Genomic DNA, 24419 nt, shown 5'->3' with positions numbered 1-24419 from the left:
GCCCGAATTGACCACCACACCGGAACCTCGTGACGAACGAGTTCCCGTCACCGTCCTGACCGGTTTCCTCGGCTCGGGCAAGACGACCCTCCTCAACCGCATCCTCACTGAGAACCACGGCCTCAGGATCGCCGTCATCGAGAACGAGTTCGGTGAGGTCGGCATCGACGACGCGCTCGTCCTCGACGCCGAGGAAGAGATCTTCGAGATGAACAACGGCTGCATCTGCTGCACCGTGCGCGGGGATCTCATCCGCATCCTCGGCGCGCTGATGCGCCGGCGGGAGAAGTTCGACCACATCCTCATCGAGACCACCGGGCTCGCAGACCCGGCACCCGTTGCGCAGACCTTCTTCATGGACGACGAGATCGCCGCCCAGCTGCGCCTGGACGCCATCGTCACCCTGGTCGACGCCGCCCACGTGCTCCAGCACCTCGACGAGGTCAAGCCGGAGGGCGTGGAGAACGAGGCCGTCGAGCAGATCGCCTTCGCCGACCGCCTGGTGCTCAACAAGACCGACCTCGCGGACGAGGAAACCCTCGGGGAGGTGGTCCGCCGCGTCCGGACCATCAACTCCGGCGTACGCATCATCCCCGCCCAGCACGCCGAGATCGACCTCCAGCAGGTGCTGGACGTCGGCGCGTTCGACCTTGAGCGCGTCCTCGCCGACGACCCGTCCTTCCTCACCGAGACCGAGCACCAGCACGACACCACCGTCACCTCGGTCGGCATCGACCTGCCCGGCGAGCTCGACGAGAACAAGCTCAACGCCTGGCTCGGCACCCTGCTGCGCACCAAGGGCGTCGACATCTTCCGTTCCAAGGGCATCCTCGCTCTCGCCGGGGCCCCGAAGCAGTACGTCTTCCAGGGCGTGCACATGCTGCTGGACGGGCAGTTCGGGCGGGACTGGCGGGACGGCGAGGAGCGGCGCAACCGGCTCGTGTTCATCGGCCGGAACCTCGACCGGCAGGCACTGGAGCGCGACTTCGCCGCGTGCCTGGCCACGGCGGGGGCGGTGGCGTGAGCACCACGGTCGACTCCGGCCTCACCGTCGCGTGGGACATCACCGTCGACGACGCGCCCGTCGCCCTGAGCGCGCGCGGCGATCTGGTGGCCGTGGCGGGTGCCGAGGGCACGGTCCGGGTACTGGACGCGGCGATGGGGGCCGAGATGGGCGCCCTCGAACTGCCCAGCGGGGCACTGAGCGTCGAACTCGCCCCGGACGCCGGACACTTGGCGGCCACCGGTCCGATGGGGTACGCGCTGTGGCGGCGCAAGGACGGCCGTACGACAGTACGGGAGTCCGGCGCCTGGTCGGCTGCCGCGGCGTGGGCGGATCCCGTGGGGGTCCCCCCGGCCGAGCGAAGCCGAGGCTGGGGGAGGGTCGCCGTGGCCTCAGGGCGCCGTACCCTCGTCCTGGACGCGGACGGTGAGGAGTTGTGGCGTACGGATCCCGCCGCGTCCACCGTCACCGACCTTGCCTGGATGCGGCAGGGGCGGCGGCTCGCGGTGGCCGCTTACGGCGCCGTGCACGGGCACGAGCGGCACACTCCGAAGCCGGTGGTGACGTACCCCTATGTCGGCTCGCACCTCGCGCTCGCCGTCGCACCCACCGGGAAGTGGATCTGCAGCGGCAACCAGGACGCCTCGATCCATATCTGGCGTACCCGGGACGGCAGCGAACTGACCATGTCCGGCTACCCCGAGAAGGTCTCCCGCCTCGCCTTCGACGACACCGGGTTCTGGCTGGCCGCCGACGGCGCACCGGACGTGACGGTGTGGGACTTCTCCGGCAAGGGCCCGGCAGGCACCGCACCGCGCTCCCTGCGCTGCCACGAGACGGTCACCGCGCTGGCCTGGCGGCCGGGCAACGGAGGCCACCTGGCCAGCGGCGGCGCCGACGGCACGGTGGCGCTGTGGTACGCGACCGCGGGACGTCCGCAGCAACGCCTGAGCCCTGCACGGGAGTTGACCGGGGACGGCGCGGGAGTCGCGGCGCTGGCCTGGGCCGGACCGCACCTGCTGATCGCCGCCTACCGGGACGGCCGGGTCCGGGCTTACGGGGTGCCTTCCAGGACCGCCCTGTGAGCCCGCGTACGGTGACCGTCGGCGCGGCGCGCGCACGCCCCTGCACGCTCGTCGTCTGCCGGGGCTGCTGCTGCGGCAACCCGCGCAAGCACCCCGGCACCGACCACGCCTGGCAGCTGGACCGGCTGCGCGCCGCAGCGGCCGAGCACGGCTTCCAGGTCCGTACGACGGACTGCCTCGGCCCCTGCGACCAGGCCAACGTCATCGTCGTCCAGCCCTCCGCCGCCGGACGCCAGGCCGGCGGACGGGCGACCTGGATCGGCTTCGCCATGGACGACGACTGCACGGACGACGTCCTGCGCTGGGCCGCCGACGGCGGTCCCGGGATGGCGAAGGCCCCCACGGCACTGGAACTGCAGTTCATCCGCCCACCACGCGAGGCACGGCTCCGTGCACGCCGGTGAGCCGGTGCCCCCCGGCGACGCCGTGGGCGGCCGCGACGTCATCGCGGCCGCCCACCTCGACGAGTCAACCGCCGTCTCGGTCGCCGCCACTCTCCAGGCGCTGGCCACACCCTCCCGACTGCTGATCCTCACCGCCCTTCGCCAGTCCGCGCACTCGGTCACCGAACTCGCCACCACTGTGGGGATGGAGCAGTCCGCGGTCTCCCACCAGTTGCGACTGCTGCGCGCCCTGGGCCTGGTCACCGGGCGGCGCGACGGCCGCCGTATCGTCTACCGCCTCTACGACGACCACGTGGCACAGCTCCTCGACCAGGCCGTCCACCACATCGAACACCTGCGGCTCGACGTGCGGGACCCCGGCTGACGTCCAGCCGACGACCGGACCGACCCACGGGATCCAACTGCGCCTAAAGCGGGTGGACTTCGGGCAACACATGCGTGAATTGCCATATGTTAATGTGGCCACGCAAAGCCTGCGGAGCGCGAGCCGCAAGCAACCGGAGAGCACCACGAGGAGCACCGCATGACCACCGCCACCGAGCACCGCACGCACGACGGCCACACGCACACCCACGGCGAGGGCTGCGGCCACGTCGCCATCCCGCACGGCGACCACACCGACTACGCGCACGACGGGCACATCCACAAGGCCCACGGCGGCCACGTCGACGAGTGCGCGAGCGCCGGCCACACCACCCATGAGGGCCACGACCACCAGCACGGCGAGGGCTGCGGCCACGTGGCCGTGCCGCACGAGGACCACGTGGACTACGTGCACGACGGCCACCGTCACGCCGCACACGACGACCACTGGGACGATCACTGACCCGGATCCGCATCCGGCGACACGAGCCCGAACCGGAAATCATTGTCACTTGCTAATGTATGCATGTGACAACGACACCTCCCCCGTCGACAACTCCGGCGGACGAACCGATACGCGCCCTGGAGGCCGCCAGTGACCTGCTGAAGGCGCTGGCCTCCCCCGTCCGCCTCGGCATCGTGCGCGAGCTGTCCGAGGGCGGAAAGTACGTCCACGAACTGGTCGCCGTCCTCGGGGTGAGCCAGCCGCTGGTCTCGCAGCACCTGCGGGTACTGCGCAACTCCCGGATCGTGACGACCAGACGCCAGGCCCGCGAGATCCAGTACGGCCTCACCGACGAACACATCGCCCACATCGTGCTGGACGCCATCCGGCACGCACAGGAGTAGTCCGGCGCCGTCACGGCACGATGCTCGCTGGGCCGCGGCCGTCGCTGCCCCACATGCCCTGCATGAAGCCGAAAGAGTGGCTGTCGGCAGCTGCGACAGCAAGGTCACGGCCACACCAGCGCCGAGACGGCCGCCATAGCGACGCAGAGCAGCGCTCCGACGGCCCCGCCGTTGTCCCGCCGTCCGGGGAACGCCGCCGTGCGACGGGGTCCGCCCACCCGGCGGTCATCGGCTCACTCCCTCCGGCTTCGGTCGAGGAGGCCGCACACCGCGACAGCCGTCACCAGGAAGGCGCCCATGGCCGACAGCAGGGCGACCTCCTTGTACGACGGTGGGGTCACCCGGAGCGCCAGGGCAGCGCCGGCGGCTCCCGCGAGGACCGCGCAACCTATGCGGGCCGTCAGGTGGAGAGCGGCGCGGGGGCGCTGCTCGGCACCGGTCGGCATCTCACGGGCGGCGCGCACGCAGGCCACCGCGGCCGTCAGGGCGCCCGCCGACAGGGCCAGTCGTGGCGTGCCGAACAGCAGGCCGTAGCGGATCGCCAGGGCCGGTATGAAGAACAGCAGCAGCCAGTGGCGCACGGCGTGCACCACGAAGGATAGTGTGGGCGCAGACCGGGCCGGCAGCCGGGAAGCGGCCGCACGCAGCACGAGGAGAGCTGCCGCGGCAGCCAGGGCGAGCGGCAGGCGGTCGTCGAGGCGGCCCAGGTTGTACAGCAGAGCGGTGTCGTAGACGACCAGCACCAGCGCGCCCAGCGCCCCCAGCGAGCCGGTGAACACCAGCAGGCCCGGCACCGAGGCCGGCACCCGGGTCGTACCCGTGTCGCGCGCTGCCATAGAGGCGAGCAGCAGCGGGGTGACGACGGCCGAGACGGCACGGATCACCACGTCGTCCACGGTGTACGGATTGCGCAGATCCCATTCGACCAGACAGAACACGGTCGTGTACGACACCGAGGCCAGTGGCAGCAGGGCCGACCGCGCGATCCGGCGGTACAGATCAGCGTCCAGCCAGCGCACCACCGTCGCGAACGACAGCAGCACGAAGGGGAGTTCCAGGAAGGCCTGGATCCGCAGCACGCTCGGCGCAAGAAGCCCCGGCGCCGGGAAGTGCTCCGCCAGGTCGCGCAGGACGGGATGCGCCGACGCCAGGTCGAACCATCCGGCGGGCAGATATCGCGCGACGAACGACGGGTCCCCGTCGTGCACGCGGAGCACATAGACGGTGAACAGCACCTGGTTGACGTAGATCAGGCCGGTCACCAGCGCCAGCCAGGCGGCCGGCGAGAAGACGCGGCGGTCCGCCGCCCCGACCGGGTCGGGGCGGCGGACCAGGACACGCGGGGTGATCGCGAGGGCCGGGACGACCGACGCGACCACCACCACGTCCACGAGTACCCGCACGTCCATCACGTGTGCAGGTACACCTTGCATTCCGTCCCCGTCCGATGGGTCACGACACCCACCGGCCGGTCCCGGTCCCGAAGGTAGCGCTCGTCCTTGTCGTCGTCGGTCCAGCCATGGTCCCTTGCGAAGACCTGGACACCGGCGATCGCTCCCTCCCGGGAGGAGGCCTTGCGCAGTCCGCTGCCCGAGACGAAACCGGGCACCGCGGAACAGGGCATCCGTAGCACGGCCGCCATCGGGTACGTGTCGTCCTGGGACCACGCGTAGTACCCGACGACCTTCGCCGACGTCGGCACATCGAGGCCGAAGTCATGGAACGCCTGGGCCGCGCTCACATCGGTGTGCGTACCCGGGAAGGCGCCCGGGAAGTGCTTCTTCGGTTCCTCGCCGCACGAGGCGACCGCCAGCAGCGGCAGCAGGACCAGGACCAGGCCCGCAGCCGTGCGCCGAATGGTACGGAAGTGCATCTCACCCCCCCAACTGGTACGAATAGGAGCCCCAGACATTGAAGTCCTGGGCATAGCCGTCGGTGTGCAACTGTGCCAGATCGTTCTGGTTGATCTCCTCGAAGAGTCCGACGTTGCCGCGCGGCGCACCGCCTGTCGGGTTGCCCCAGTTGTACCGCTTGAAGATCTCGACGGTGATCGTCTTGTTGTCACCGCCGCTCTTCACCCGGTACTGGAACCCGTTGAGGGCGTACCACCAGCCCTGGACCGCGGCACCCTTGTCGCCGGCCTCCATGAAGTCGGCCACACTGGTGCCCACACTCCACCCGGAGTCGTAGTTGCCGCCCGACTTCTCGGCCTCGGCCACCCGGTCGTCGATCAGCTTCTGGAACGACGGCATGTCGTCCATCATCCGCTTGGGGTCGAGCTCGTACGCGTCACCCGAGGCGCCCAGCCAGTGATCCAGCAGGTCGGCGGCGACGTCGTAGCCCATGTAGTGCCGCAGCCCCTGGACGCCGCCGTTCATGTACGTCCACAGACCGAGGTCGTAGTCCTGGTTCAGCCACTGCATGAACCAGTTGGACGTGTTGAACGGACGGTTGTCCTCCTTCTGCTGCTGCGGCGCGTCGAGCGGGGTGTCGTTCTCGTAGAACTCGCCCTCGCCAGGCTGGACGAACTCCTCGGCCGCCCGGTCCTCGTAGTAGTTGGTCAGGAACGCGTCGCCGCCGCAGACACCCGGCTCGGAACAGATCATGTGGCCGTCGTGCTCGACCCGGCTGGTCGGATTGCCGCCGGTGAAGGCGTACCGGTTGCCGGTGTACGGGTCGACTCCCAGACCCATGTCCGCGAGGGCGCCGTTGTACATGTCCCGGGTGGTGAAGCGGTTCAGGCCCGGGTTGTAGTCGCGGAAGCCCATGTCGTAGGTGCCGGACTGGGCGTCCCAGCGCTTGGCGTTGTAGCGGTAGGGGTTGTACGCCTCCTTGGTCGGGTCCGCGGCGTCGGGCTTGTCGATGCCGGTGAACTCGGTTTCGTCGTCCTTGCCGTAGGCGGTGTAGCCGTACGTCGCCTTGGCGTTGCCGTCCTTGTCGGTCAGCGTCTCGACGTCGGTGTGGCTGTTGTAGCCGTAGTAGCCGTCCTCGGTCGTGCCGTCGCTGTTGTGCTTGATCTGCGACAGACGCTCGCCCCAGGGGCTGTACTGGTAGGACTTGGTCAGCTCGCCGGCCACCTTCTCGTCCAGGACCTCGGTGGACAGGCCCAGGTAGGTGAAGTCGGTGGTCTTGGCGTCCGCGGTCTTCGACGCGGTGCGGTCCAGCGGGTCGAACGTGTACGTCGTCGCCTTCAGCGCGCCGGTGTCGTCCATCTTCTCGGACTTCACGACATGGTCGAAGCCGTCGTACGTGCTCCGCTCGATGACCTTGTCAGCGGCCACGACGGACTCCATGCGGCCGAACGGGTCGTAGTTGTACTTCGCCGCCACGCCCGAGATGGTCGCGGTCAGCAGCCGGTTGCGGTCGTACTCGTAGACGGTCTCCGTGCCCTTGACCGTCTGCCGGATGACGTTGGCGTTGTCGTCGTGGACGTACGTCTCCGTCCCGGCGCCGTTGCCGGTCTTGACCGACTCCTTCAGCCGGTCGACGGGGTCGTAGCCGTAGTTCGTGGTCGATTCGAGGTACGCCGTGTTGTTGTCGGCGTTCATCTTCTTCGCAACGTCCTGCGCCTTGTTGCCGTTGGCGTCATAGGCGTAGGTGTGCGAGGCGACCAGGGTGCCGTTGGACTTCTTCTCCGTCGACGTCTTCAGCGCCGCGTTGAGGTAGTAGGCGTAGTCGACGGTGTTGCCGTTGGCCTTGGTCTCCTTCAGCTTCAGGCCGCGGTCGGTGTAGGTGTACGTCGTCCTCTTCGGCGAGGTGTCCGTGGCGGACTTGCCGACCTCGACGGTGGCGACCAGGTCGCGCAGGTCGTAGGTGTACTCGGAGAACTGGTCGGGGTGGGTGACCGTGTCGACCAGGCCGTTGGCGTCGTAGGTGTACGACGTGGCCTTCTTCTCCTGACCCGCCAGCGCCTCGGTGACCTTCTGGACCTGGTTGAGGCCCGTGTAGGCGACCGTGTAGGCGTCGATCTTCGCACCCGACGAGGTGTCGTCGATCGACGTCAGGTTGCCGTTGACGTCATAGGCGTAGGCGAAGCTCTTTTTCTCGTTGTCGGTCTCACCCGCGTTGTCGCGCACCAGCTTGACCGCGTCGGCGACGGCGATGCCGCCGCTGCTCTGGTCCAGCTTCAGCTTGGTGTCCTCGCCCTGCTTGAGGGTGTAGGTGCCCAGGCTGACCCAGGTGTCGGTGCCCGCCGTCTGGTCCTTGGTGACGGCCGGCTCGGTGGTGGTGCCGCGGGTGAGCGTGTACTTCGCGCTGGTGGTGGCGCCGGTGACCTTCGGGTACTTCACGTACGCGGTGTACGTGCCGTCCTTGGGGATGTTCAGCGTCCAGGTGAACGCGTCCGTGCCGGTGCCCGCCGCGTGGGTGCGGTGGTCGGGGCCCTGCTGGCCGGTGATGTTCCCGGCCGTCCAGGTACCGGTGGAGGAGGTGTTCTGGGTGTCGGAGTTGTCCACCAGGACCACCGACTTGCCGACCGGCACACCGTCGTCCGACTTCGACTTCAGCTTGCCGTCGGGGTAGTAGCTCCACGTCATCGTGCGGTTGGAGGAACCGCCCGCCGAGGTCAGCGTGCGGGCCGTCTGCAGGCCCAGCTCGTTGTACTCGTAGGTGGCGGCGATGTCCCACGGGTCGGTGGAGGACCTCACCCAGCCGTTGTCGAAGTACGTGTACGTCGTGTCGTTGCGGACGGTCTCGCCGTCCGACGGCGGCAGCGAGGTCTTCGCCACCCGGCCGACCTTGTCGTACGTGGTCTCCGTGTAGACGTTCGGGTTGTTGTAGCGGCCGTCGTTCGGGTCGTACGGCTGGTACTTGCGGACCGGGCGGTTCAGCTCGTCATAGGCGGTGCGCACGGCGAAGTCGTCCGCGTTCGCGGTCGCCGCACCGCGCGGCGTGATCACCTTGGTGACGTTGCCGACCTGGTCGTACTCGTACTTCGTCGAACGGGTCGTGGTGCCCTCGTAGGGGACCTTGACTTCGGACTGCATACCCCGCTCGTCGTATGTGACGGTCGTGGTGTTGTTCTCCGCGTCCGTGGTGGTGAGGACCAGCGAGTCCTTGTCGTAGGTCCGCTTGGTGAACTTACCGGTCGCGTCCGTGACGGTGGTGACCCGGTGGTTCAGGTCGTACGCCGTCTTGGTGGTGTAGTCGGTGGTGACGGCGGTCGCGTTCTTCTTCGGGTCGATGACCGTGACGAGGTTGCCGACGTTGTCGTACTCGTAGGAGACCGTCTCCTGCTTGGCGTTGACCACCGACGTGAGCTGGTAGACCGCGTCGTAGTTGTTCGTGGTGACGTAGTCCGCCGTGTCCGACGTCGTCAGCGAACCCTTGGGTTCCGTCGTCGTCCTGAGGTTGCCGGCCCGGTCGTAGGTGTAGGTCGTCTTCCGCTCGTCCGACGTGGCGCTGTCCTTCGGCGCGGTGGCCGAGACGACCTGGTCCGCATCGTCGTACACCGCCGTGGAGACCGCGCCGCCCGGCGAGGTCGACTTGGTGACGTTGTCGTTGGCGTCGTACTCCGGGGCGGGCGTGGTGATCAGGTCACCGGTGGCCTGGTCCTTGGGCACGGTGCTTCCCGTCGGACGCCCGAAGGTGTCGTAGCTCTGCGTGGTGACCTTGGAGTCGGCGTCGGTCACGTGGAGGACCTGGCCGCGCTCGTCGTAGTCGAAGAGCGTCGGGTGGGACTTGGCGTCCGTGATCGTCTCCGGGTACCCGTTCGCGTCGAAGCCCGAGTACGACGTCGGGTTCCCGTTGGCGTCCGTCGCCTTGCTCAGCTGACCATAGGCGTCGTAGTCGTACGACGCCGTGTAGTCACCCGCCGTCGTGGTCGCCACGCCCTTGGGGTCGGTGACCGTCTTGAGGTTGCCGAAGGTGTCGTAGCCGAACTGCCAGGCGCGGCCCTCCGGGGAGGTCTTGCGGAACAGGTCGGCGGCGAAGCCGTCGGCGCGGGTCTGGTACTCGTACGTGGCCGCGTTGGCCGGGTAGGTTCCGGGCGCGCAGTCCGAGGCGGCCGGGACCCCGTTCTTGTTGTTCTCCGCGTCGCGCTGCCAGAGCGGGTAGCCCGTCTTCTGGTCGTAGCAGAACGCGGTCTTGGCGCCGTTGTCCTCCTCCAGGTACGTGACGTTGTTGTCCGCGTCCCAGCTCATCTTCGTGGTCTGGGACTTGGCGTTGGTGGTCTGCACCGGGCGGCCGAAGTCGTCAGCGACGTACTTCGTCGCGTGGCTCTCGGCGTCGGTGACGGTGGTGTCGGTGAACTTCGTGTTCGTGGTGTTCGCCGCGTACGCGAAGTCCGTGCCACCGCCGAGACGGTCGGTGATCTTCTTGGTCCACCAGTGGTACTTCGGGTCGTCCCCGGTCTGCGGGGCGTAGTACGCCAGTGCCGTGTCGTGGCCGCGCGGGTCGGTGACCTTGACCAGCTTGACGTTCTTGTTGCCCTGGGTGGAGTCGTAGGTGAAGCCGAACACCTTCGGCTGGGACGAGCCCGCGCCGTCGGTCAGCTTGGCCAGCAGGCCCTGGTCGGAGTACTCGAAGGTCAGCTTGCGCGTCGAGATGTCCGTGATCGACTTGACGTGGTCGGCGATCTTCGGGCTGGTCGCCTCGGCCTTGGAGTAGTACTCCACGGTCAGCGACTGGCGGCCGGCAGGGTCGGTGATGTAGCTGAGGAACTTCGTCGGCTTGTTGTTGGACTTGCGCTCCTCGTAGGTGTACGTCTGCGTGTTGCCGTTCTTGTCCACGACAGACGTCAGGTAGCCGTCGCAGCCGAAGTAGAACCGCGTGCCGTCCGGGCGCAGCAGCGTCCAGGCGTCCGGCACCGGGTCCTTGTCCGGGGTGCAGTCCAGGCCCGCCTTCATCGACACCTTGTAGTGGACGCCCGCGGGGGCCTTCCAGGTGCCGTCGTCCTGCTTGGTGAAGACGTGCGTGGTGCCGTCACCGTCCGGCAGGCGGATCTCGGTCGGGTTGGGGTTGGGGTGGAAGTCCAGCGCCGCGCCGAGCCGGATGGGCCCGGCGAGCTGCGCGGACCAGCCGCCGCCCAGCACGGTGTCGGAGGTGTCGAGGGAGTTGTAGGAGAAGCGGGCGAAGGTGGTCAGGCCGCGTCCGGGGTTGGTGAACGCGTTGTAGGACCACACGCTGTTGCCGGCGGCGAGGTTGTTCATCACCGTCGAACCGGCACCGGTGTTCTTGCCCGTGTAGGAGTAGAACTTCTCCAGACCCAGGCTGTTGGAGGTGGGGTCCTCCACCGCAACGTTCTGCTGCAGGCCCGCAATGCCGCCGGTGCCCGCCGACAGCCAGGTGCCCGCGGTCTTGTCGAACAGGTCCCAGGTCAGCACGTAGTCGGTGCGCTTGTTGCCGTTGTCGCTGTTGATCGGCGTGTTGACCTGCGCCTGGAGGGTGACGGTCTCACCGGGCGCCACGTCCTCGGGCAGCGCGGTCTGCACCTGGTTGCCGCCGGTGGTCTTGTCCGTGCCGTCGGGCAGCTTCCAGGTGTAGGACAGCACCTGGTCGGCGGCCGTCCAGGTCGCGTCGGTGGTGTTGGTGAGGGTGAACTCGACCGTGTAGGTGGAGTTCGGGGTCATCCGCGCCGGGGTCTTCGGCGCGTAGTACGTCGACTCCGTGGTGGAGTCGATGTAGGTGACGACCATGCGCGGGCGCAGCTTCTTCTCCGGCGCCTCGGAGGACAGGAACACCGTGCGTTCCTGCTTCACCGACTCGTTCGCCATCTTCAGCAGCACGCCCTGGTTGGAGCCGGGGGTGCTCACCCAGCTCTGGACCAGGGAGGCGGCGCTCCAGTCGTGGCGGGCGGGGTCGTTGCTCAGCGCGGGGACGGTGTCGGCGACCGTGGCGCCGAAGTCACCGCCGGCGGTGGTCCAGTTGGTGGTGGAGTTGGCCTTCACCCAGGTCGCCGACGCCTCGTCGAAGTCCCGGCTCAGCGGCCGCATCTCATAGACCGCGCCCGTGTTCTCGGTCGTGGTCTGCGTGCCCCACAGCCGCATGGTGGCGTCCAGCACGCGGGCGCTGGTGGGGATGTCCAGGACGGGGAACTTCAGCAGCGCGCGGGTCGTGCCGTAGGTGGGTGAGTTGTTGCCCACGGCCAGCCACTTCTGCGCGATGCCGTCGGTGAGGGTGTCGTGCGGGGTGGTCGACTCCGTCTGGGACAGGGTCGTGTCCTGCGCCGCCTCGACGATCTTCGTGGTGCGGCCGGCCTTGGGCAGACGCACCAGCTGCGTCGGCGCACCGACCACCTGGCCGTCGGCCGTCTTGACCGCGACCATGTAGTAGTACGCCCGCCCGAACGGGTCCGCGCTGTCCGCCGCGGTCGGCGTCGCCGAGGTGTCTGTGTAGGACGTGGACGTCTTCGCCACCGGCGAGACCAGGGTCGTCGCCGACGGGGTGAACGTCTGGTAGATCGAGCGGTGCACCTGGTACTCGACGATGTCGTCGCCGGTCGCGGTGGAGGGGTCGGTGTACGCCGACCACTTCAGCGCCGCGCCCGTGTCGTGGATCGTCGTCGGCGCTTCCAGCTCGACGCCCGGACGGCCGTAGGTCAGCACCAGGCGGGGGTAGTTGGCGGTCTCACCCTCGTAGGCGTACTCGCTGCCCTCGTAACGCGGGCCGCCCTTGGGGCCGTTCGCAGACTCGTCCCCGGCCTTGACGACGAAGCCGTAGTTGGCGTTGGTGCCGTCGATCCAGGACTGCACCGTCTTCGTCACCGGGAAGGAGTGCCAGACGTTCACCTCGGAGGGCTGCTTGGTGACCACACCGCCCTTGGTGAACCGCACCGCGTCCGCGATGACCGAGGTGGCGGTGGAGGCGGGCCCGTCCCCGAGCACGATCTTGCCCGTCGTGCCCGCCTTGAACGGGTGCGTGCCCAGCGTCTTCCACATCCCGGCCGAACCGGCCTGTTGGTTGACGGTGTAGGCCTTGCTGCCGCCGTTGTAGGTGACGGTGTACGGGGCGGTCGTCGCCCGGTCCGAGGCCGGCACGTAGTGCGCCTGGACCTGGTAGTCGCCGTCCTCGGGAAGGTTCGGCTGCCAGGTGTAGGTGTCCCCGGCCACCGAGTCCTTGTTGTACAGGTAGTCCTGGTTCACCGCGTACTGCGTGTACGTGGTGTTCCCGGACGCGGGCCAGGAGCCCTTCGCGGCCGTGGTGCCCGCGTCCCCGTCGTCGACCAGGACGGACGTGCCCGACAGCTCGCCGGTGATTCCGCCGGCGCTGTTCCAGGTCGCCCGGTCCTCGCTCCAGTCCGCGGTCGCCCTGTGCGCCTCCAGATGCACCTCGGTGTCACCGGTGGTGTGCGTCTGGTCGTAGTACAGCTTCAGATCGGCCGAGTCGAGCTTCGCGCCCGCCGGGACCCCGGTGAGGGGGAACTTCAGCAGGGCGCGGGAGCTGCCGGTGCTGGTGTTACCCACCGACAGCCGCCAGTTGGTGTCGTAGTTCGACGCAGGACCGTCCGAGGAGATCATCACGTCCTGCGCCGTCGACGGCGTCGGAGCGATCTGGATGGTCGGGTCGATCGTGACCGGGTACTGCCGCTTCGGCGAGGCCAGCCACTTCGCGTCGGGGACGACGGTCAGCTTCCAGCCCTTGCCGTCCCGCGACAGCTGCTGCCGCAGGGCAGTGCTGTAGGCGGCTCCGTACGGCGACTCGGCGTCCTTCTTCGTGTCGGCCATGAATGGCGCCGGGATCACCAGGACCGGGTTGGCGCCCTCGCCGTAGAAGGCGATGGAGCCGTCCTTCGCGGCCTTCGGCGTCAGCCCGTCGGTGTCCAGCGTGAACGTGAACTTCACCGGGTCGTCCGGGCGTTCGGCCAGAGTGATGTTCTCCTTCACCCGGCCCGGACCGACCTCGTACGACAGGTCCGCACCGGCCACCGCGTCCCGGTAGGTGACGGTGTCACCCTTTGCCAGGGGGTCGAGAGAGCCCTTCGCGCCCTCCAGGCCCAGCGTCACCGCGTGTCCGTCTGCGGACTCCACCCGCATCAGCCGGTCCGCGTCACTGCCGAACCAACTGCTCAGGGCGTTGGCGGTGTTGGCGTACCGGTAATCGTCCCGGCCGCTCTTCTTCACCCGGACATCGATGTCCCGCCACGACTTGCCCGCCCGGTAGGCGGTCGGCACGGCCGACACCTCGGCCTGCACCCGCCCGTCCGACAGCTTCCAGAGCCGGGTGTTCGCCGTGCGCTTCCCGGTCAGTTCCGCGACGCGCTTCGCCTTCGGCGCTGCCCTGCCCTTCGGCAGCTTCTGCCGCTCGGCCACTCCCGCCTCGTTGTGCGAGGACGGTTTGTCCAATTCCTTGCTGTCGTCCGCGAACCAGCTCTTGATGTTGTCGACGAAACCCCCGCCATCACCATCAGAACCGGACGCGGCATAAGCGGCCTGCGGTATCAGTGAACTCGTCACTGCTGCTGCCACAAGGCACGCCAGCACCCTGCCCAATCTTGGACTCACGCCAAACCTTTCCATCGACAGTCGTTGAAATCCACCGCATTTCAGCGCTGTCCCGAAGGGGCCGGCCGAGGGCATACGCAGTGGCGGCCGGAGGTCTAGTGATCCAAGTGATGCAAAGTCAAGTGCCGGGACATTCCACCCATTTGATGTGGCAGTCCCTGCAAAACGGCCACACGGGCGCGGGCTGATGTCCGATATTTCCGCTCGCTGGAAAAGGGTCGACGTCGTGGGGTATAACCCCGCCTGTCCTCAGTCCGCGCGAGCTGAGTACATCGGTAATTCAGCTGTCGAGGGGGAAATCAATGGGCGACAACAGCGCGAAATCCGACGCACGACCCGACGCCGAAGAGCAGGCACAGGCCGAAGAGCGGCCGCAGGGCGGGAAATCCGGCGCCAAGGCCGGTCGCCCGGACCGCGCGGGGGTGATCACGGCCGCCGTGGCACTCGCCGCGTGCGGCGGGCTCGTGCTGTACGGGGTGCTCTCCCCGGGCGGCGAGCAGAAGAAGAAGCGCGAGGTGCCCACCGCCTCGGTCACCTACGAGGTGACCGGCACCGGCACCGCCGACATCACCTACCAGGCGCGCAACGAGTCCGGGAAGGCCACCGTCGAAAAGGCGGCCGCCCTGCCCTGGCGCAAGACCGTGCCCGTCCCGCTCGGCCGCAGCCCCGTCGTGAGCATCGTGCTCGGCGAGAAGGGCGGCCAGGCCCGCTGCGCCGTCGCCGTGCAGGGCCGGCACATGCAGAGCGCCACCGCGAGCGGCGGTTTCGGGCGCGCCACGTGCAGCGGGACGCTGCCCAGTCCGAGCCCGAACCCGGCCGACGCCGCGGGCTGACCGCGCACCCCCTCGCGCCCCACAGCAAGCGACAGCGAAAGAAGAGGAGGGCCATGAGCCCCAGAAGGTCCCGCGCGCGCCGCACGCTCGGCCGTTCACGCACCACTTGGCTGGCCGTCGGCGCCACCGTGCTCGGCGGCGCCGGGCTGGCGACGGTCGCGGTCGCCGTTCCCGGCGAGGGCCGGGGCACCGAGGACACGGCCCGCCCGGCGAGCGCGCAGACGATGGCGTTCGGCGGGACCGGCAGGACCAAGCGCACACTGCCACGCACGGAGACCAAGACCTTCTCGCTGATCGGCATCTCCTGGGCGGACCACACCACGCGCTTCGACGGCACCGCCCAGATCCGCACCCGCAGCGCCGGGACGGGCGAGTGGACCGACTGGCGCGACCTGGACTTCGACACGGTGGCGCCGGAGACGGACGAGACGAGCTCCGTCGACACGCGCGGCGCCTCGGAGCCGTTGTGGGCGGGGCCCTCCGACGCGGTCGAGGCGCGCGTCCTGGCCGACGGCGAGCAGACGGCCGTACCCGAGGGGCTGCGCCTGGACCTGATCGACCCCGGCACCACGCCCAAGTCCAAGGGCAAGGACAACGGCGCCTTGAAGCCCGGCAAGACCACGGCGACGACGGCCCCCGCCGGGTCCGAGGAGGCTCCCGCACCGGTGCCCTCCACCAGCTCCCCGGCGACGGTCCCGAGCGACGGCGACGACACGGCGACGCCGAGCGCACCCGCCGAGTCCACGGCCGGTACGACCGAGCCCGCCGCCTCGCCGACGGACACCGCGTCCGCCGAGCCGAGCGCACCCGCCGAGTCAACGACGTCGGCCGAGTCGCCAACGCCCGTCGACCCCACCACACCCGCCGGTTCGCCCACGCCGACCGACACGGCGGCGCCGGGGCAGTCCACGTCGCCCGCCGAGCCGAGCGCACCCGCCGAGTCCACCGCCCCGGCCGGACCCGCCTCGCCGACGATCGTCAGCCGCGCCGGCTGGGGCGCCGACGAGTCGCTGGTGAAGGAACCCGCTGAGTACCTCACCAAGGTGGAGGCCGCCTTCGTCCACCACACCGCGGGCACCAACGACTACACCTGCGCCGACTCGCCCGCCATCATCCGCGCGATCTTCGTCTACCACGTGCAGACGAACGGCTGGAACGACGTCGGCTACAACTTCTTCGTCGACAAGTGCAGCACGGTCTTCGAGGGCCGTGCGGGCGGCGTCGACGAGCGGGTGCGCGGCGCCCACACCTACGGCTTCAACGGCGTCTCCTCCGGAATCTCCCTGCTCGGCGACTACGAGAACGGCGGCACCCCCACACCGGAGGCGCTGTCGGCCATCGCCGACGTCGCCGCGTGGAAACTGGGCCTGGACGGCGTCGACCCGCAGGCCCAGGTGACGCTCACCGCGGCCGGCGACACCGGCGTGTACAAGACCGGCGAGAAAGCCACCCTGTACACCATCTCCGGCCACCGCGACGGCTACGCCACGCTGTGCCCGGGCCAGGTCCTTTACGACCGCCTACCGGACATCCGCACCCGGGCGGCTGCTTCCCCGTACGCGGCCAAGTGACCCCCGACGGCCCCGCACACGTCCGGCGTGTGTGCGGGGCCGTCGTGTCGCTGGTGTGCGGTGTGGGGCTCGGCGCGGCGGGATCGGGTGGGCGGACGTCTTCCGGTGTACCCGCCGCCGGCTACTTCACCGCGGTCAGCGTCGCGTAGACCACGACGTTGCTCAGGTAGCCGGTGCGCTTGGTGTAGCCGCCGCCGCAGGTGATCAACCGGAGTTCGGGCCGGCCGGTACTGCCGTAGACCTTCTTGCTGGGGAATTTCTTCCTGTCGTAGAGCTCAACGGCGCTGACGGCGAACACCGCGGTCCGCCGGTCCGCCCGGCTGATCTCGATCGTGGCGCCTTTGGTCAGGGCACCGAGTTTGTGGAAGACACCGGGGGCGCCGGTGGGTGTGTCCACATGTCCGGTGGCGATGGCCGTCCCTGGCGAGCCGGGAGCCGTGCCGTCGCCGTACCAGCCGGCGAGGCCCGGTTTGCCGGGTGGTGGGCTCCGTAGTGCCCCTGCCGCGTCGAGACCCAGTCGTGCCATGGGGGCGTTCACGCCGATGGCGGCGATCCGGAGCCGGACCGGATCCGCCGGCAGCGGCTGGAGGGCGGAACCGGCGGGGCCGGCTGCCGCAGCCGTACGGGGAGCTGGAGCAGCAGGGGCAGCTGACGCAGTACCGGTCGCTGAAGCAGTGGGGGGAGCCGAGGCAGTGCTGGTAGGCGAGGCAATGGCGGGGGCCGTGGCAGTGCCGGTGGGTGTGGGGTCTGCGGACGTGGAGAAGGCCTGGGCCGCCGATGGCTGCGGTGGCTTCTCGTCGTGCACCCCGCTGATCAGCAGCACCGCACCCACCATCATGGCGCACGCCAGAAAGCTCACTGCGGGGACGAACGGGTCTCGGGAAGCGCTGGTGTTGTGCTCGGGTTCCATCGCGGCTGAGGCGTCAGGTTCGGTTGCCGTTCGGGCGGCGGCACATCCAGACCACACCGCCGGCGGCGGCTCCGACGAGCAGCGCACCGCCCAGGGCGAGCTCCATGCCTCTGTCTTCGCCCGGTCCGAAACCGGCGCTGACCGAGCCGCTCGGAGGGCGGCCGGTGACCCGGTACGTATCCGTGATCTTGATCCGCGGTGGGCACTTCAGGGTGACCGTGTCATTGCCCGGCCTGGTTCCTTCCGGGATCTCGAACTGGCCGGTGAGTACCCCTTCATGGTCGCCCTCGAAGAGGTGGAACTGCCCTCCCACCTCCGACCAGCCCTTGCCGTAGTCCACGTCCGGGCCGCACGCCGTGGTACTGACCGTGACCGTGGAGCCCGGGGACGCACTCCACGGATTGATCCGGACATCTGAGCCATCAGCGGCGACAGCGGCCGGGACCTGCAGACCGAGGGCACCGAGAACCAGGCCGATACCTGCACCAACGTGTGTGTAACGCATATGAATCCTCCAACGGAGCAGTGTCCGGCCTGTCTGCGCGGCGCCTCTGCTGTGCTCCGCTCACGAGGCAACCGACAGTCCGTCAGCCCCGCAACATGACGGATCGGCAGATGTGTCGCCCAGTCAGGTGCAGCGGAGCTCCCGCTTGATCGATTACGCAGGTCACCGGCGCAGAGGCCAGTACGGCGGAGGAAGCGCCGGAGGGGAGCGAACGGGCTACTGGTGCCTCGTCAGATCTGCCGGCTCAGGGTCTCCGGCTACGTCTGCGGGCGAGCCCCGGGACGAGGGTTCCCGAATTCACATAAGTTAGGTTAGCCTAACCTTGCTCGCTTCTCCTGGGAGGTCCGATGAACCCCACCACCGCCTCCGTGACGGCGCCGACCGCCGCAGAACGGATCCGTTCGGTACTGGCCCGCGCCGGATCGCTGACCCTCACGACGGACGGGCACCGCTACGACCTCGTCGGTCTGCACACCGTCGACAGCAAAGGCCAGGTGACACTGCGGCTGCCGGCCGACAGCCCTTTGGCGGCCCGGACCGTATCCGCCCCACGCGGCGCTCTGGCCGCGCTGCTGGAGTTCACCGACATCTCCCCCACGCCGGTCCGGGCGCGGGTGCGCGCCAAGGTGACGCTCTCGGGATGGCTCGCCCTGGCCGACGGCACGGAGAACGACGCGGACGACAGCGCCGGCCTCCGCCTCGACCTCGCGCGCGCCACACTCGAAACGGGGGAGGACATGGTGGCTGTCGGCCTCGACGAACTGGTGCTCGCCGAAGCGGATCCCCTGGCGATCGAGGAGGCGGCGATGCTGACGCATCTGGCCGACGCCCACCAGGACATGGTGGCCAAGTTGTCCCGGCTGGCCGGGCCGCGGCTGCTGCAGGGTGTCGTCCGCGTTCAACCCGTCGCCCTCGACCGCTACGCCATCACGCTGCGCTGCGAGTACGCCCGTGGCCACTGCGACCTCCGGCTTCTTTTTCCCCAGCCGGTGCATGACGCTGCCCAGGCCGGGGCGGGGATCCAGAATCTCCTGGCCGCCGGACGGAACTGCCCGCACCGGCACCCGACCTCCTCCCGCCCATGACGTCTCGTCAACCGCCACCCTCCCGCGCCGACGTGGCGGCGATCATGCGTGCGGCTCCGCTGGCAGCCGCCCTCTGCACTCCTCCGCAGCGCGAGGTGCACGGCGTTCAGGCTGCGGCTCCAGCGACCGCCCGCACCGCACCGCCGAGCCATCACGGCGAACAGGACACCGACACGCCGCCCGGCGCGGTCTCTTCGCCGGGCTGATGCATCAGGGCGACGACGTCTCGCGTACGAAGGTCCGGATCGCCTCGGCGAGCCCGTGGGGGCGGTCCAGCGGGATCAGCGTGCGGCACTCGTCGAGCTCCACGAGGCGCCCCTGGGGCAGCAGCTCGGCCAGTCGGCGGCCGTGTTCCGGCGGCATCATGCGGTCCTGCCTGCCCCAGACGACCAGCGCGGGGCGGTTGTAGGAGCGCAGGCCCTCGGCGGCTTCGGACATCTCCGTCTTCCGCAGGCCGCGCGCATAACGGACCAGCACATCGCGGGCGGCGGGATTCCTGCGCAGCGGTTCGATCCAGCGGTCGATCAGGTCGTCCGGTACGGGCTTGTGCCCCATGATGGCGTATCCGGTGCCCGGGATCCGCCGCAGCGGACGGATGGCCAGGGCGTGCGCCATCAGCGCGATACCGCCGGGGATTCTGGCGGCCGCCACCAGCATCTTGCCGCCCGCGCGGGGCGGGTAGTTGTCGAAGGCCTCGCAGCCGGCGATGACCATCCGGCCGACGCGGTCCGGCCGCTCGGCGGCCAGCTGTTGCAGCCGTCCGGCGTCGTTCTCGACGAACACCGTGTCGCCGCCGAGCTTCAGCGTGTCGGCGAACTCTCCGATGAGCAGGGCCATCGCGTGCGGGGTGAGCTCCGCTCCGGGGTGCAGTGGGATGCGGTGGCTGCCGTACGGGAGGGTCGGGACGATGCAGCGGAACTCGGGGCCGAGTTGCTCCACGACGCCACGCCAGACCGTGCCGTCCTGCGCGAGCCCGTGCAGCAGCACGACGGGGACGCCGTATCCCCCTGAGTCCTCGTACTCGATGGTGCCCACGCTGAGCTCGGTCTTCGGCATGACAGCCCCCAAGTCGTCTTATGCCGCGCCTTGTCCCCGAGGCCCCACCACGCTACCGCCGCCCCGCCTCCCGCGGGGAACGGCTCGCCCTGTGCGGCGGCCAGGAGCCGGTGCACCGGAAGGTCCGGGCGCTCACGGGAGCACCGCGACCCCGTCCAGCTCCACCAGTGCCTCCGTGTCCCAGAGCCGAACCGTTCCGATCACCGCCATCGCGGGATAGTTCCGTCCCGCCAACCGCCGCCAGATGCGGCCGAGTTCGGCGGCGTGGGCCCGGTAGTCGGCGACATCCGTGGCGTAGACGGTGACCCGGGCGAGATCGGCGGGGCCGCCGCCCGCCGCGGCGAGTGCGGCGAGGAGGTTGGCCAGTGCCCTCTCGAACTGGGCCGGAAGCGTCTCGCCCACGACCTTGCCGTCGGAGTCGAGCGCCGTCTGCCCGGCGAGGAAGACGAGGCGGGAGCCCGTCGCCGTCACGGCGTGCGAGAAGCCCGTGGGCGGGGAGAGCTCGGCCGGATTGATGCGCTCCGTGCTCACGAGGCGTCCGACTCCCTGGGCTCGTCCCACTCCGTTGACGCAGCCGGCTCCCTGGCCGCGTACAGCTCCTCGTACAGCTCCTTGGCGATGATCCCGCGTTGTACCTCGGTGGCCCCCTCGTAGATCCGCGGAGCCCTCACCTCGCGGTAGAGGTGTTCGAGGAGGTGTCCGCGCTGCAGGGCGCGGGCGCCGTGCAGCTGGACGGCTGCGTCGACCACGTACTGCGCGGTCTCGGTGGCAAGCAGCTTCGCCATGGCGGCGCGCATCGGTACGTCCGGTGCGCCGGCGTCGTACGCGGATGCGGCGGCGTACACGAGCAGCCGCGCGGCCTCCGTCCGGGTGGCCATCTCGGCGACCTGGTGGGCGACGGTCTGGAGGTCCTTCAGCCTGCCGTCGAACGCGCTGCGCTGTGCCGTGTGCGCGAGCGTCGCATCCAGCGCGGCCTGCGCCATACCGACCGCGAAGGCGCCGACGCTCGGCCGGAAGAGGTTGAGGGTGCGCATCGCGACGCGGAAGCCGCGGTCGGGTTCGCCGAGCATGTCGTCCGCGGTCACGGGCACCCCGTCGAAGCGGAGGGCGCCGATGGGATGCGGGGAGAGCATGTCGAGTGCGGCGCCGGTCAGACCGGGGCGGTCTGCGGGGACCAGAAAGGCGGTCACGCCGCGGGCGCCCGCGCCCGGTGTCGTACGGGCGAAGACGGTGTAGAAGTCGGCCTCGGGGGCGTTGGAGATCCAGCGCTTCTCGCCGGTGAGCCGCCAGCCGTCCGGGGTCGGCTCGGCGGCGAGGGACAGCGCCGCCGCGTCGGAGCCCGCGCCCGGCTCGCTCAGCGCGAAGGCGGCGACGGCGCGTCCCGCCATGACCTCCGGGAGCCAGCGGTCGCGCTGCCTGCGCGTGCCGGAGTGGCGTATCGGATGCGCACCCAGGCCCTGGAGCGCCAGCGCCGTCTCGGCCTCCGTGCAGGCGTGGGCGAGCGATTCCCGCATCAGGCAGAGGTCGAGGGCACCGGCGGTGAACATCCTGGTCAGCAGGCCGTGTTCGGCCATTTCGGTGAGGAGTGGGCGGTTGACGCGGCCCGGTTCGGCCTTGTCCGCGAGGGGGCGCAGCCGCTCGGCGGCCAGGGTGCGCAGCTGGGCGCACCACTCGCGTTGTTGCGGCTCCAGTGCGAATCCGGGCATCGGATGGCCTCTCCCATTATCGCGAAGCGTTGACTGTCGTCACCTTCACGATACGCTCATGGAGCGAGCCCACCATGACAAGGGGGCGAACCGCCATGAATCCCAGCGACGTCCTGGGGCTGAAGACCTCGGCCCACGTCGACACCTTCGCGCGCGATCATCTTCCACCCGCCCACGAGTGGCCCGACCTCACCTTCGATCTGCCGGAGCTGCGTTACCCCGATCGGCTCAACTGCGGGACGGAATTACTGGACCGCGCCGTCGAGCGGTTCGGAGCGGAGCGGCCGGTGTTCCGTACCGCGTCCGGCGAGGTGTGGTCGTACGGGCAGCTGCAGGGCCACGTCGACCGGATCGCCCAGGTACTGAGCGGTGAGCTGGGTGTCGTGCCCGGAAACCGGGTGCTGCTGCGCGGGCCCACCACGCCGTGGCTGGCGGCCTGCTGGCTCGCCGTGATGAAGGCGGGCGCGATCGCGGTGACCGTCCTCGCCCAGCAGCGCAGCCACGAGCTGGCCACCATGTGCAGAATCGCGCAGGTCGGCCATGCCCTCTGCGACATCAGGTCGGTGGACGACCTGGCGAAGGCGGAGATTCCGGGGCTGCGGATCACGACGTACGGCGGGGACGCGCCGGACGATCTGCTGCACCGCAGTGCGCGGATGCCGGGTGCCTGCACTGCCGTGGACACGTCGTCCGACGATGTCGCGCTGATCGCGTTCACGTCCGGCACTACCGGGCGGCCCAAGGGCTGTGTCCACTTCCACCGCGATGTGCTGGCCGTCGCGGACACGTTCGCACGTCATGTGCTCAGGCCCGAGCCGGACGACGTCTTCGCCGGCAGTCCGCCGCTCGGTTTCACCTTCGGGCTCGGCGGGCTGGTGATCTTCCCGATGCGGGCCGGGGCGAGCGCGCTGCTGCTCGAGCAGGCGGGCCCCGGGCAGCTCCTGCCCGCGATCGCCGAGCACCGGGTGTCCGTCCTGTTCACCGCGCCGACCGCGTACCGCGCGATGCTGGACGAGGTGTCCGCGTACGACATCTCGTCGCTGCGCCGCTGTGTCTCCGCAGGTGAGAACCTGCCCGCCGCCACCTGGCAGGCCTGGTACGAGCGGACCGGGCACCGCATCATCAACGGCATCGGCGCGACCGAGTTGCTGCACATCTTCATCTCCGCGGCGGACGAGGCGATCCGTCCGGGTACGACGGGCGTGCCCGTACCGGGGTGGCACGCGCGCGTGGTGGACGCCGACGGGCAGCCGGTGGCGGACGGCGAGCCGGGACTGCTCGCCGTGCGGGGCCCGGTGGGCTGCCGCTATCTGGGCGACGACCGGCAGCGGGAGTACGTGCGCGGCGGCTGGAACATCACCGGCGACACGTACGTCCGGGAGCCGGACGGCTACTTCCGCTACGTCGCCCGCGCGGACGACATGATCATTTCGGCGGGATACAACATCGCGGGCCCCGAGGTCGAGGAGGCGCTGCTCCGCCACCCGGACGTGGTCGAGGCCGCGGTCGTGGGCCGGGCGGACGAGGCGCGCGGGCAGATCGTCGTCGCCTGTGTGGTGCTGCGCGATGGTGCGGGGAAGGACCCGGCGGCGCTGCGCGACTTCGTCAGGGCCGAGCTGGCACCGTACAAGTGCCCGCGCGAGATCCTCTTCCTCGACGCGCTACCCCGTACCGCGACCGGGAAGCTGCAGAGATTCCGGCTCCGGGAGCCGGGACCGTAGAGTGATCACGTGTCCGAGCAGCACACTCCACGATCCCTGATCGTCACCTTCTACGGCGCGTACGGGCGGGACTTCCCCGGTCCCGTACCGGTGGCGGAGCTGATCCGCCTCCTGGGCGCCGTCGACGTCGACGCCCCGTCCGTGCGCTCGTCGGTGTCCCGGCTGAAGCGGCGCGGACTGCTCGTCCCCGAGCGCACCGCGACGGGCACGGCCGGATACGCGCTGTCGCCCGACGCCCGGCAGCTGCTCGACGACGGCGACCGCCGCATCTACCGCACGGACGCGCCCCGGGGCGAGGAGGGCTGGGTCCTCGCCGTCTTCTCGGTCCCGGAGCCGGAGCGCCACAAGCGGCACGTCCTGCGCTCCCGGCTCGCCGGGCTGGGCTTCGGCGCGGCGGCACCGGGCGTCTGGATCGCCCCCGCACGGCTGTACGAGGAGACCCGGCACACACTGGAGCGCCTGCAACTGGCCCAGTACGTCGATCTGTTCCGCGGCGACCACCTGGGTTTCACGCCGACCGCGGAGGCCGTCGGACGCTGGTGGGACCTGGCGGCCATCGCCAAGCTGCATGAGGAGTTCCTGGACCGCCACGAGCCGGTCCTGCGGGCGTGGGGCAAGCGAGCCGGCACCCCCGCGGAGGACGCGTACCGCGACTATCTGCTCGCGCTGGACTCGTGGCGGCATCTGCCGTACGCGGACCCGGGGCTTCCGGCCGAACTTCTGCCCCAGGGATGGCCGGGCGCCCGGTCGGCACAGGTCTTCCAGGAGTTGGGGGCCCGACTGCGGGACGCCGGGAAGAAATTCGTGCTCTCTGCATGAGTTTGCGTGACCTCTGAGACCGATGAGGCGTCGGTTACATCTTGACGCGCTCAGTAAACCCTCAGCTTCT

The 24419-nt window shown here is 69.7% G+C and carries 20 protein-coding genes; 12 read left to right on the top strand and 8 right to left on the bottom strand.

Annotation, left to right across the window (positions count from 1 at the left end):
• Positions 1-7 precede the first annotated feature (7 nt).
• From H1D24_RS17815 to H1D24_RS17790, 6 genes are all read left to right on the top strand, one after another.
• Positions 8-1024, top strand: coding sequence for a CobW family GTP-binding protein (locus tag H1D24_RS17815; RefSeq protein ID WP_181658587.1), 1017 nt, complete (start codon positions 8-10; stop codon positions 1022-1024).
• A complete protein-coding gene (locus H1D24_RS43595) occupies positions 1021-2088 on the top strand; it encodes a WD40 repeat domain-containing protein (RefSeq protein ID WP_181658586.1) in 1068 nt (355 codons plus the stop codon). The genes H1D24_RS17815 and H1D24_RS43595 overlap by 4 nt, the downstream gene beginning before the upstream one ends.
• Positions 2085-2492 (top strand): (2Fe-2S) ferredoxin domain-containing protein, encoded by a 408-nt coding sequence (locus H1D24_RS17805; RefSeq protein ID WP_181658585.1) that lies wholly within the window; start codon positions 2085-2087, stop codon positions 2490-2492. Before H1D24_RS43595 ends, H1D24_RS17805 begins: the two co-directional genes overlap by 4 nt.
• Positions 2479-2856: an ArsR/SmtB family transcription factor gene (locus H1D24_RS17800; RefSeq protein ID WP_374064255.1), complete on the top strand. Its 378-nt coding sequence runs from the start codon at positions 2479-2481 to the stop codon at positions 2854-2856. The genes H1D24_RS17805 and H1D24_RS17800 overlap by 14 nt, the downstream gene beginning before the upstream one ends.
• Before the next feature lie 159 nt (positions 2857-3015).
• Positions 3016-3318, top strand: coding sequence for a hypothetical protein (locus H1D24_RS17795; RefSeq protein WP_181658584.1), 303 nt, complete (start codon positions 3016-3018; stop codon positions 3316-3318).
• A 65-nt stretch (positions 3319-3383) separates the two neighbouring features.
• Positions 3384-3704, top strand: a complete 321-nt coding sequence (locus H1D24_RS17790) for an ArsR/SmtB family transcription factor (RefSeq protein ID WP_181658583.1) — start codon at positions 3384-3386, stop codon at positions 3702-3704.
• A gap of 233 nt (positions 3705-3937) precedes the next feature.
• On the opposite strand, the gene H1D24_RS17785 is transcribed toward H1D24_RS17790, so the two are convergent.
• The 3 genes from H1D24_RS17785 to H1D24_RS17775 are packed head-to-tail and all read right to left on the bottom strand — an operon-like array spanning position 3938 to position 14158.
• A complete protein-coding gene (locus H1D24_RS17785; protein ID WP_181658582.1) occupies positions 3938-5116 on the bottom strand; it encodes a hypothetical protein in 1179 nt (392 codons plus the stop codon).
• Complete coding sequence (locus H1D24_RS17780) at positions 5113-5577, bottom strand: hypothetical protein (RefSeq protein ID WP_181658581.1); 465 nt, start codon at positions 5575-5577, stop codon at positions 5113-5115. The genes H1D24_RS17785 and H1D24_RS17780 overlap by 4 nt, the downstream gene beginning before the upstream one ends.
• Before the next feature lies 1 nt (position 5578).
• Positions 5579-14158 carry a golvesin C-terminal-like domain-containing protein gene (locus H1D24_RS17775; RefSeq protein ID WP_181658580.1) on the bottom strand — a complete coding sequence of 2860 codons (8580 nt, stop codon included), beginning with the start codon at positions 14156-14158 and terminating at the stop codon, positions 5579-5581.
• Between the two features lie 287 nt (positions 14159-14445).
• On the opposite strand from H1D24_RS17775, the gene H1D24_RS17770 reads away from it, so the two are divergent.
• On the top strand, positions 14446-14976 hold the full coding sequence (locus H1D24_RS17770; RefSeq protein WP_258564142.1) for a hypothetical protein: 531 nt from the start codon (positions 14446-14448) through the stop codon (positions 14974-14976).
• Between the two features lie 53 nt (positions 14977-15029).
• Entirely contained in the window at positions 15030-16547 is a 1518-nt protein-coding gene (locus H1D24_RS17765; protein WP_181658579.1) for a peptidoglycan recognition protein family protein, read from the top strand.
• Positions 16548-16668: 121 nt separating this feature from the next.
• Here the strand turns inward: H1D24_RS17765 and H1D24_RS42440 are convergent, their stop codons facing one another.
• Positions 16669-17382 (bottom strand): class F sortase, encoded by a 714-nt coding sequence (locus H1D24_RS42440; protein ID WP_258564154.1) that lies wholly within the window; start codon positions 17380-17382, stop codon positions 16669-16671.
• Positions 17383-17470: 88 nt separating this feature from the next.
• Positions 17471-17962: a sortase gene (locus H1D24_RS17755; protein WP_181658578.1), complete on the bottom strand. Its 492-nt coding sequence runs from the start codon at positions 17960-17962 to the stop codon at positions 17471-17473.
• A 347-nt stretch (positions 17963-18309) separates the two neighbouring features.
• On the opposite strand from H1D24_RS17755, the gene H1D24_RS17750 reads away from it, so the two are divergent.
• Positions 18310-19047 (top strand): DUF2470 domain-containing protein, encoded by a 738-nt coding sequence (locus tag H1D24_RS17750; protein ID WP_181658577.1) that lies wholly within the window; start codon positions 18310-18312, stop codon positions 19045-19047.
• Positions 19044-19253 (top strand): hypothetical protein, encoded by a 210-nt coding sequence (locus H1D24_RS17745; RefSeq protein ID WP_181658576.1) that lies wholly within the window; start codon positions 19044-19046, stop codon positions 19251-19253. Before H1D24_RS17750 ends, H1D24_RS17745 begins: the two co-directional genes overlap by 4 nt.
• Before the next feature lie 4 nt (positions 19254-19257).
• Here H1D24_RS17745 and H1D24_RS17740 read toward each other — a convergent pair whose 3' ends face one another.
• The 3 genes from H1D24_RS17740 to H1D24_RS17730 form a co-directional block, all read right to left on the bottom strand.
• Positions 19258-20103 (bottom strand): alpha/beta fold hydrolase, encoded by an 846-nt coding sequence (locus tag H1D24_RS17740; protein ID WP_181658575.1) that lies wholly within the window; start codon positions 20101-20103, stop codon positions 19258-19260.
• 132 nt (positions 20104-20235) lie between these two features.
• Positions 20236-20634: a RidA family protein gene (locus tag H1D24_RS17735; RefSeq protein WP_181658574.1), complete on the bottom strand. Its 399-nt coding sequence runs from the start codon at positions 20632-20634 to the stop codon at positions 20236-20238.
• Positions 20631-21809, bottom strand: coding sequence for an acyl-CoA dehydrogenase family protein (locus H1D24_RS17730; protein WP_181658573.1), 1179 nt, complete (start codon positions 21807-21809; stop codon positions 20631-20633). Before H1D24_RS17730 ends, H1D24_RS17735 begins: the two co-directional genes overlap by 4 nt.
• Positions 21810-21904: 95 nt before the next feature.
• Here H1D24_RS17730 and H1D24_RS17725 point away from each other — a divergent pair, with 95 nt between their 5' ends.
• Together H1D24_RS17725 and H1D24_RS17720 are read left to right on the top strand one after the other, a co-directional pair.
• Entirely contained in the window at positions 21905-23530 is a 1626-nt protein-coding gene (locus H1D24_RS17725) for an AMP-binding protein (protein ID WP_374064254.1), read from the top strand.
• A 9-nt stretch (positions 23531-23539) separates the two neighbouring features.
• The gene (locus H1D24_RS17720) at positions 23540-24349 is read left to right on the top strand and encodes a PaaX family transcriptional regulator (RefSeq protein ID WP_181658572.1); all 810 of its coding nucleotides are present in this window, start codon (positions 23540-23542) and stop codon (positions 24347-24349) included.
• Positions 24350-24419: the final 70 nt, after the last annotated feature.

The organism is Streptomyces himalayensis subsp. himalayensis, assembly GCF_013778455.1.
GTDB classification, from domain to species: Bacteria; Actinomycetota; Actinomycetes; order Streptomycetales; family Streptomycetaceae; genus Streptomyces; species Streptomyces himalayensis.
The sequence above is the reverse complement of the archived record's forward strand: the minus strand, read 5'-3'. Positions and strand labels throughout refer to the sequence as shown.

Coding starts and splice junctions, on each gene's coding strand:
- H1D24_RS17770 (WP_258564142.1), top strand. CDS start 14,446: ATGGGCGACAACAGCGCGAAATCCGACGCACGACCCGACGCCGAAGAG.
- H1D24_RS17765 (WP_181658579.1), top strand. CDS start 15,030: ATGAGCCCCAGAAGGTCCCGCGCGCGCCGCACGCTCGGCCGTTCACGC.
- H1D24_RS17755 (WP_181658578.1), bottom strand. CDS start 17,962: ATGCGTTACACACACGTTGGTGCAGGTATCGGCCTGGTTCTCGGTGCC.
- H1D24_RS42440 (WP_258564154.1), bottom strand. CDS start 17,382: ATGGTGGGTGCGGTGCTGCTGATCAGCGGGGTGCACGACGAGAAGCCA.
- H1D24_RS17740 (WP_181658575.1), bottom strand. CDS start 20,103: ATGCCGAAGACCGAGCTCAGCGTGGGCACCATCGAGTACGAGGACTCA.
- H1D24_RS17730 (WP_181658573.1), bottom strand. CDS start 21,809: ATGCCCGGATTCGCACTGGAGCCGCAACAACGCGAGTGGTGCGCCCAG.
- H1D24_RS17775 (WP_181658580.1), bottom strand. CDS start 14,158: ATGGAAAGGTTTGGCGTGAGTCCAAGATTGGGCAGGGTGCTGGCGTGC.
- H1D24_RS17750 (WP_181658577.1), top strand. CDS start 18,310: ATGAACCCCACCACCGCCTCCGTGACGGCGCCGACCGCCGCAGAACGG.
- H1D24_RS17780 (WP_181658581.1), bottom strand. CDS start 5,577: ATGCACTTCCGTACCATTCGGCGCACGGCTGCGGGCCTGGTCCTGGTC.
- H1D24_RS17725 (WP_374064254.1), top strand. CDS start 21,905: ATGAATCCCAGCGACGTCCTGGGGCTGAAGACCTCGGCCCACGTCGAC.
- H1D24_RS17795 (WP_181658584.1), top strand. CDS start 3,016: ATGACCACCGCCACCGAGCACCGCACGCACGACGGCCACACGCACACC.
- H1D24_RS17745 (WP_181658576.1), top strand. CDS start 19,044: ATGACGTCTCGTCAACCGCCACCCTCCCGCGCCGACGTGGCGGCGATC.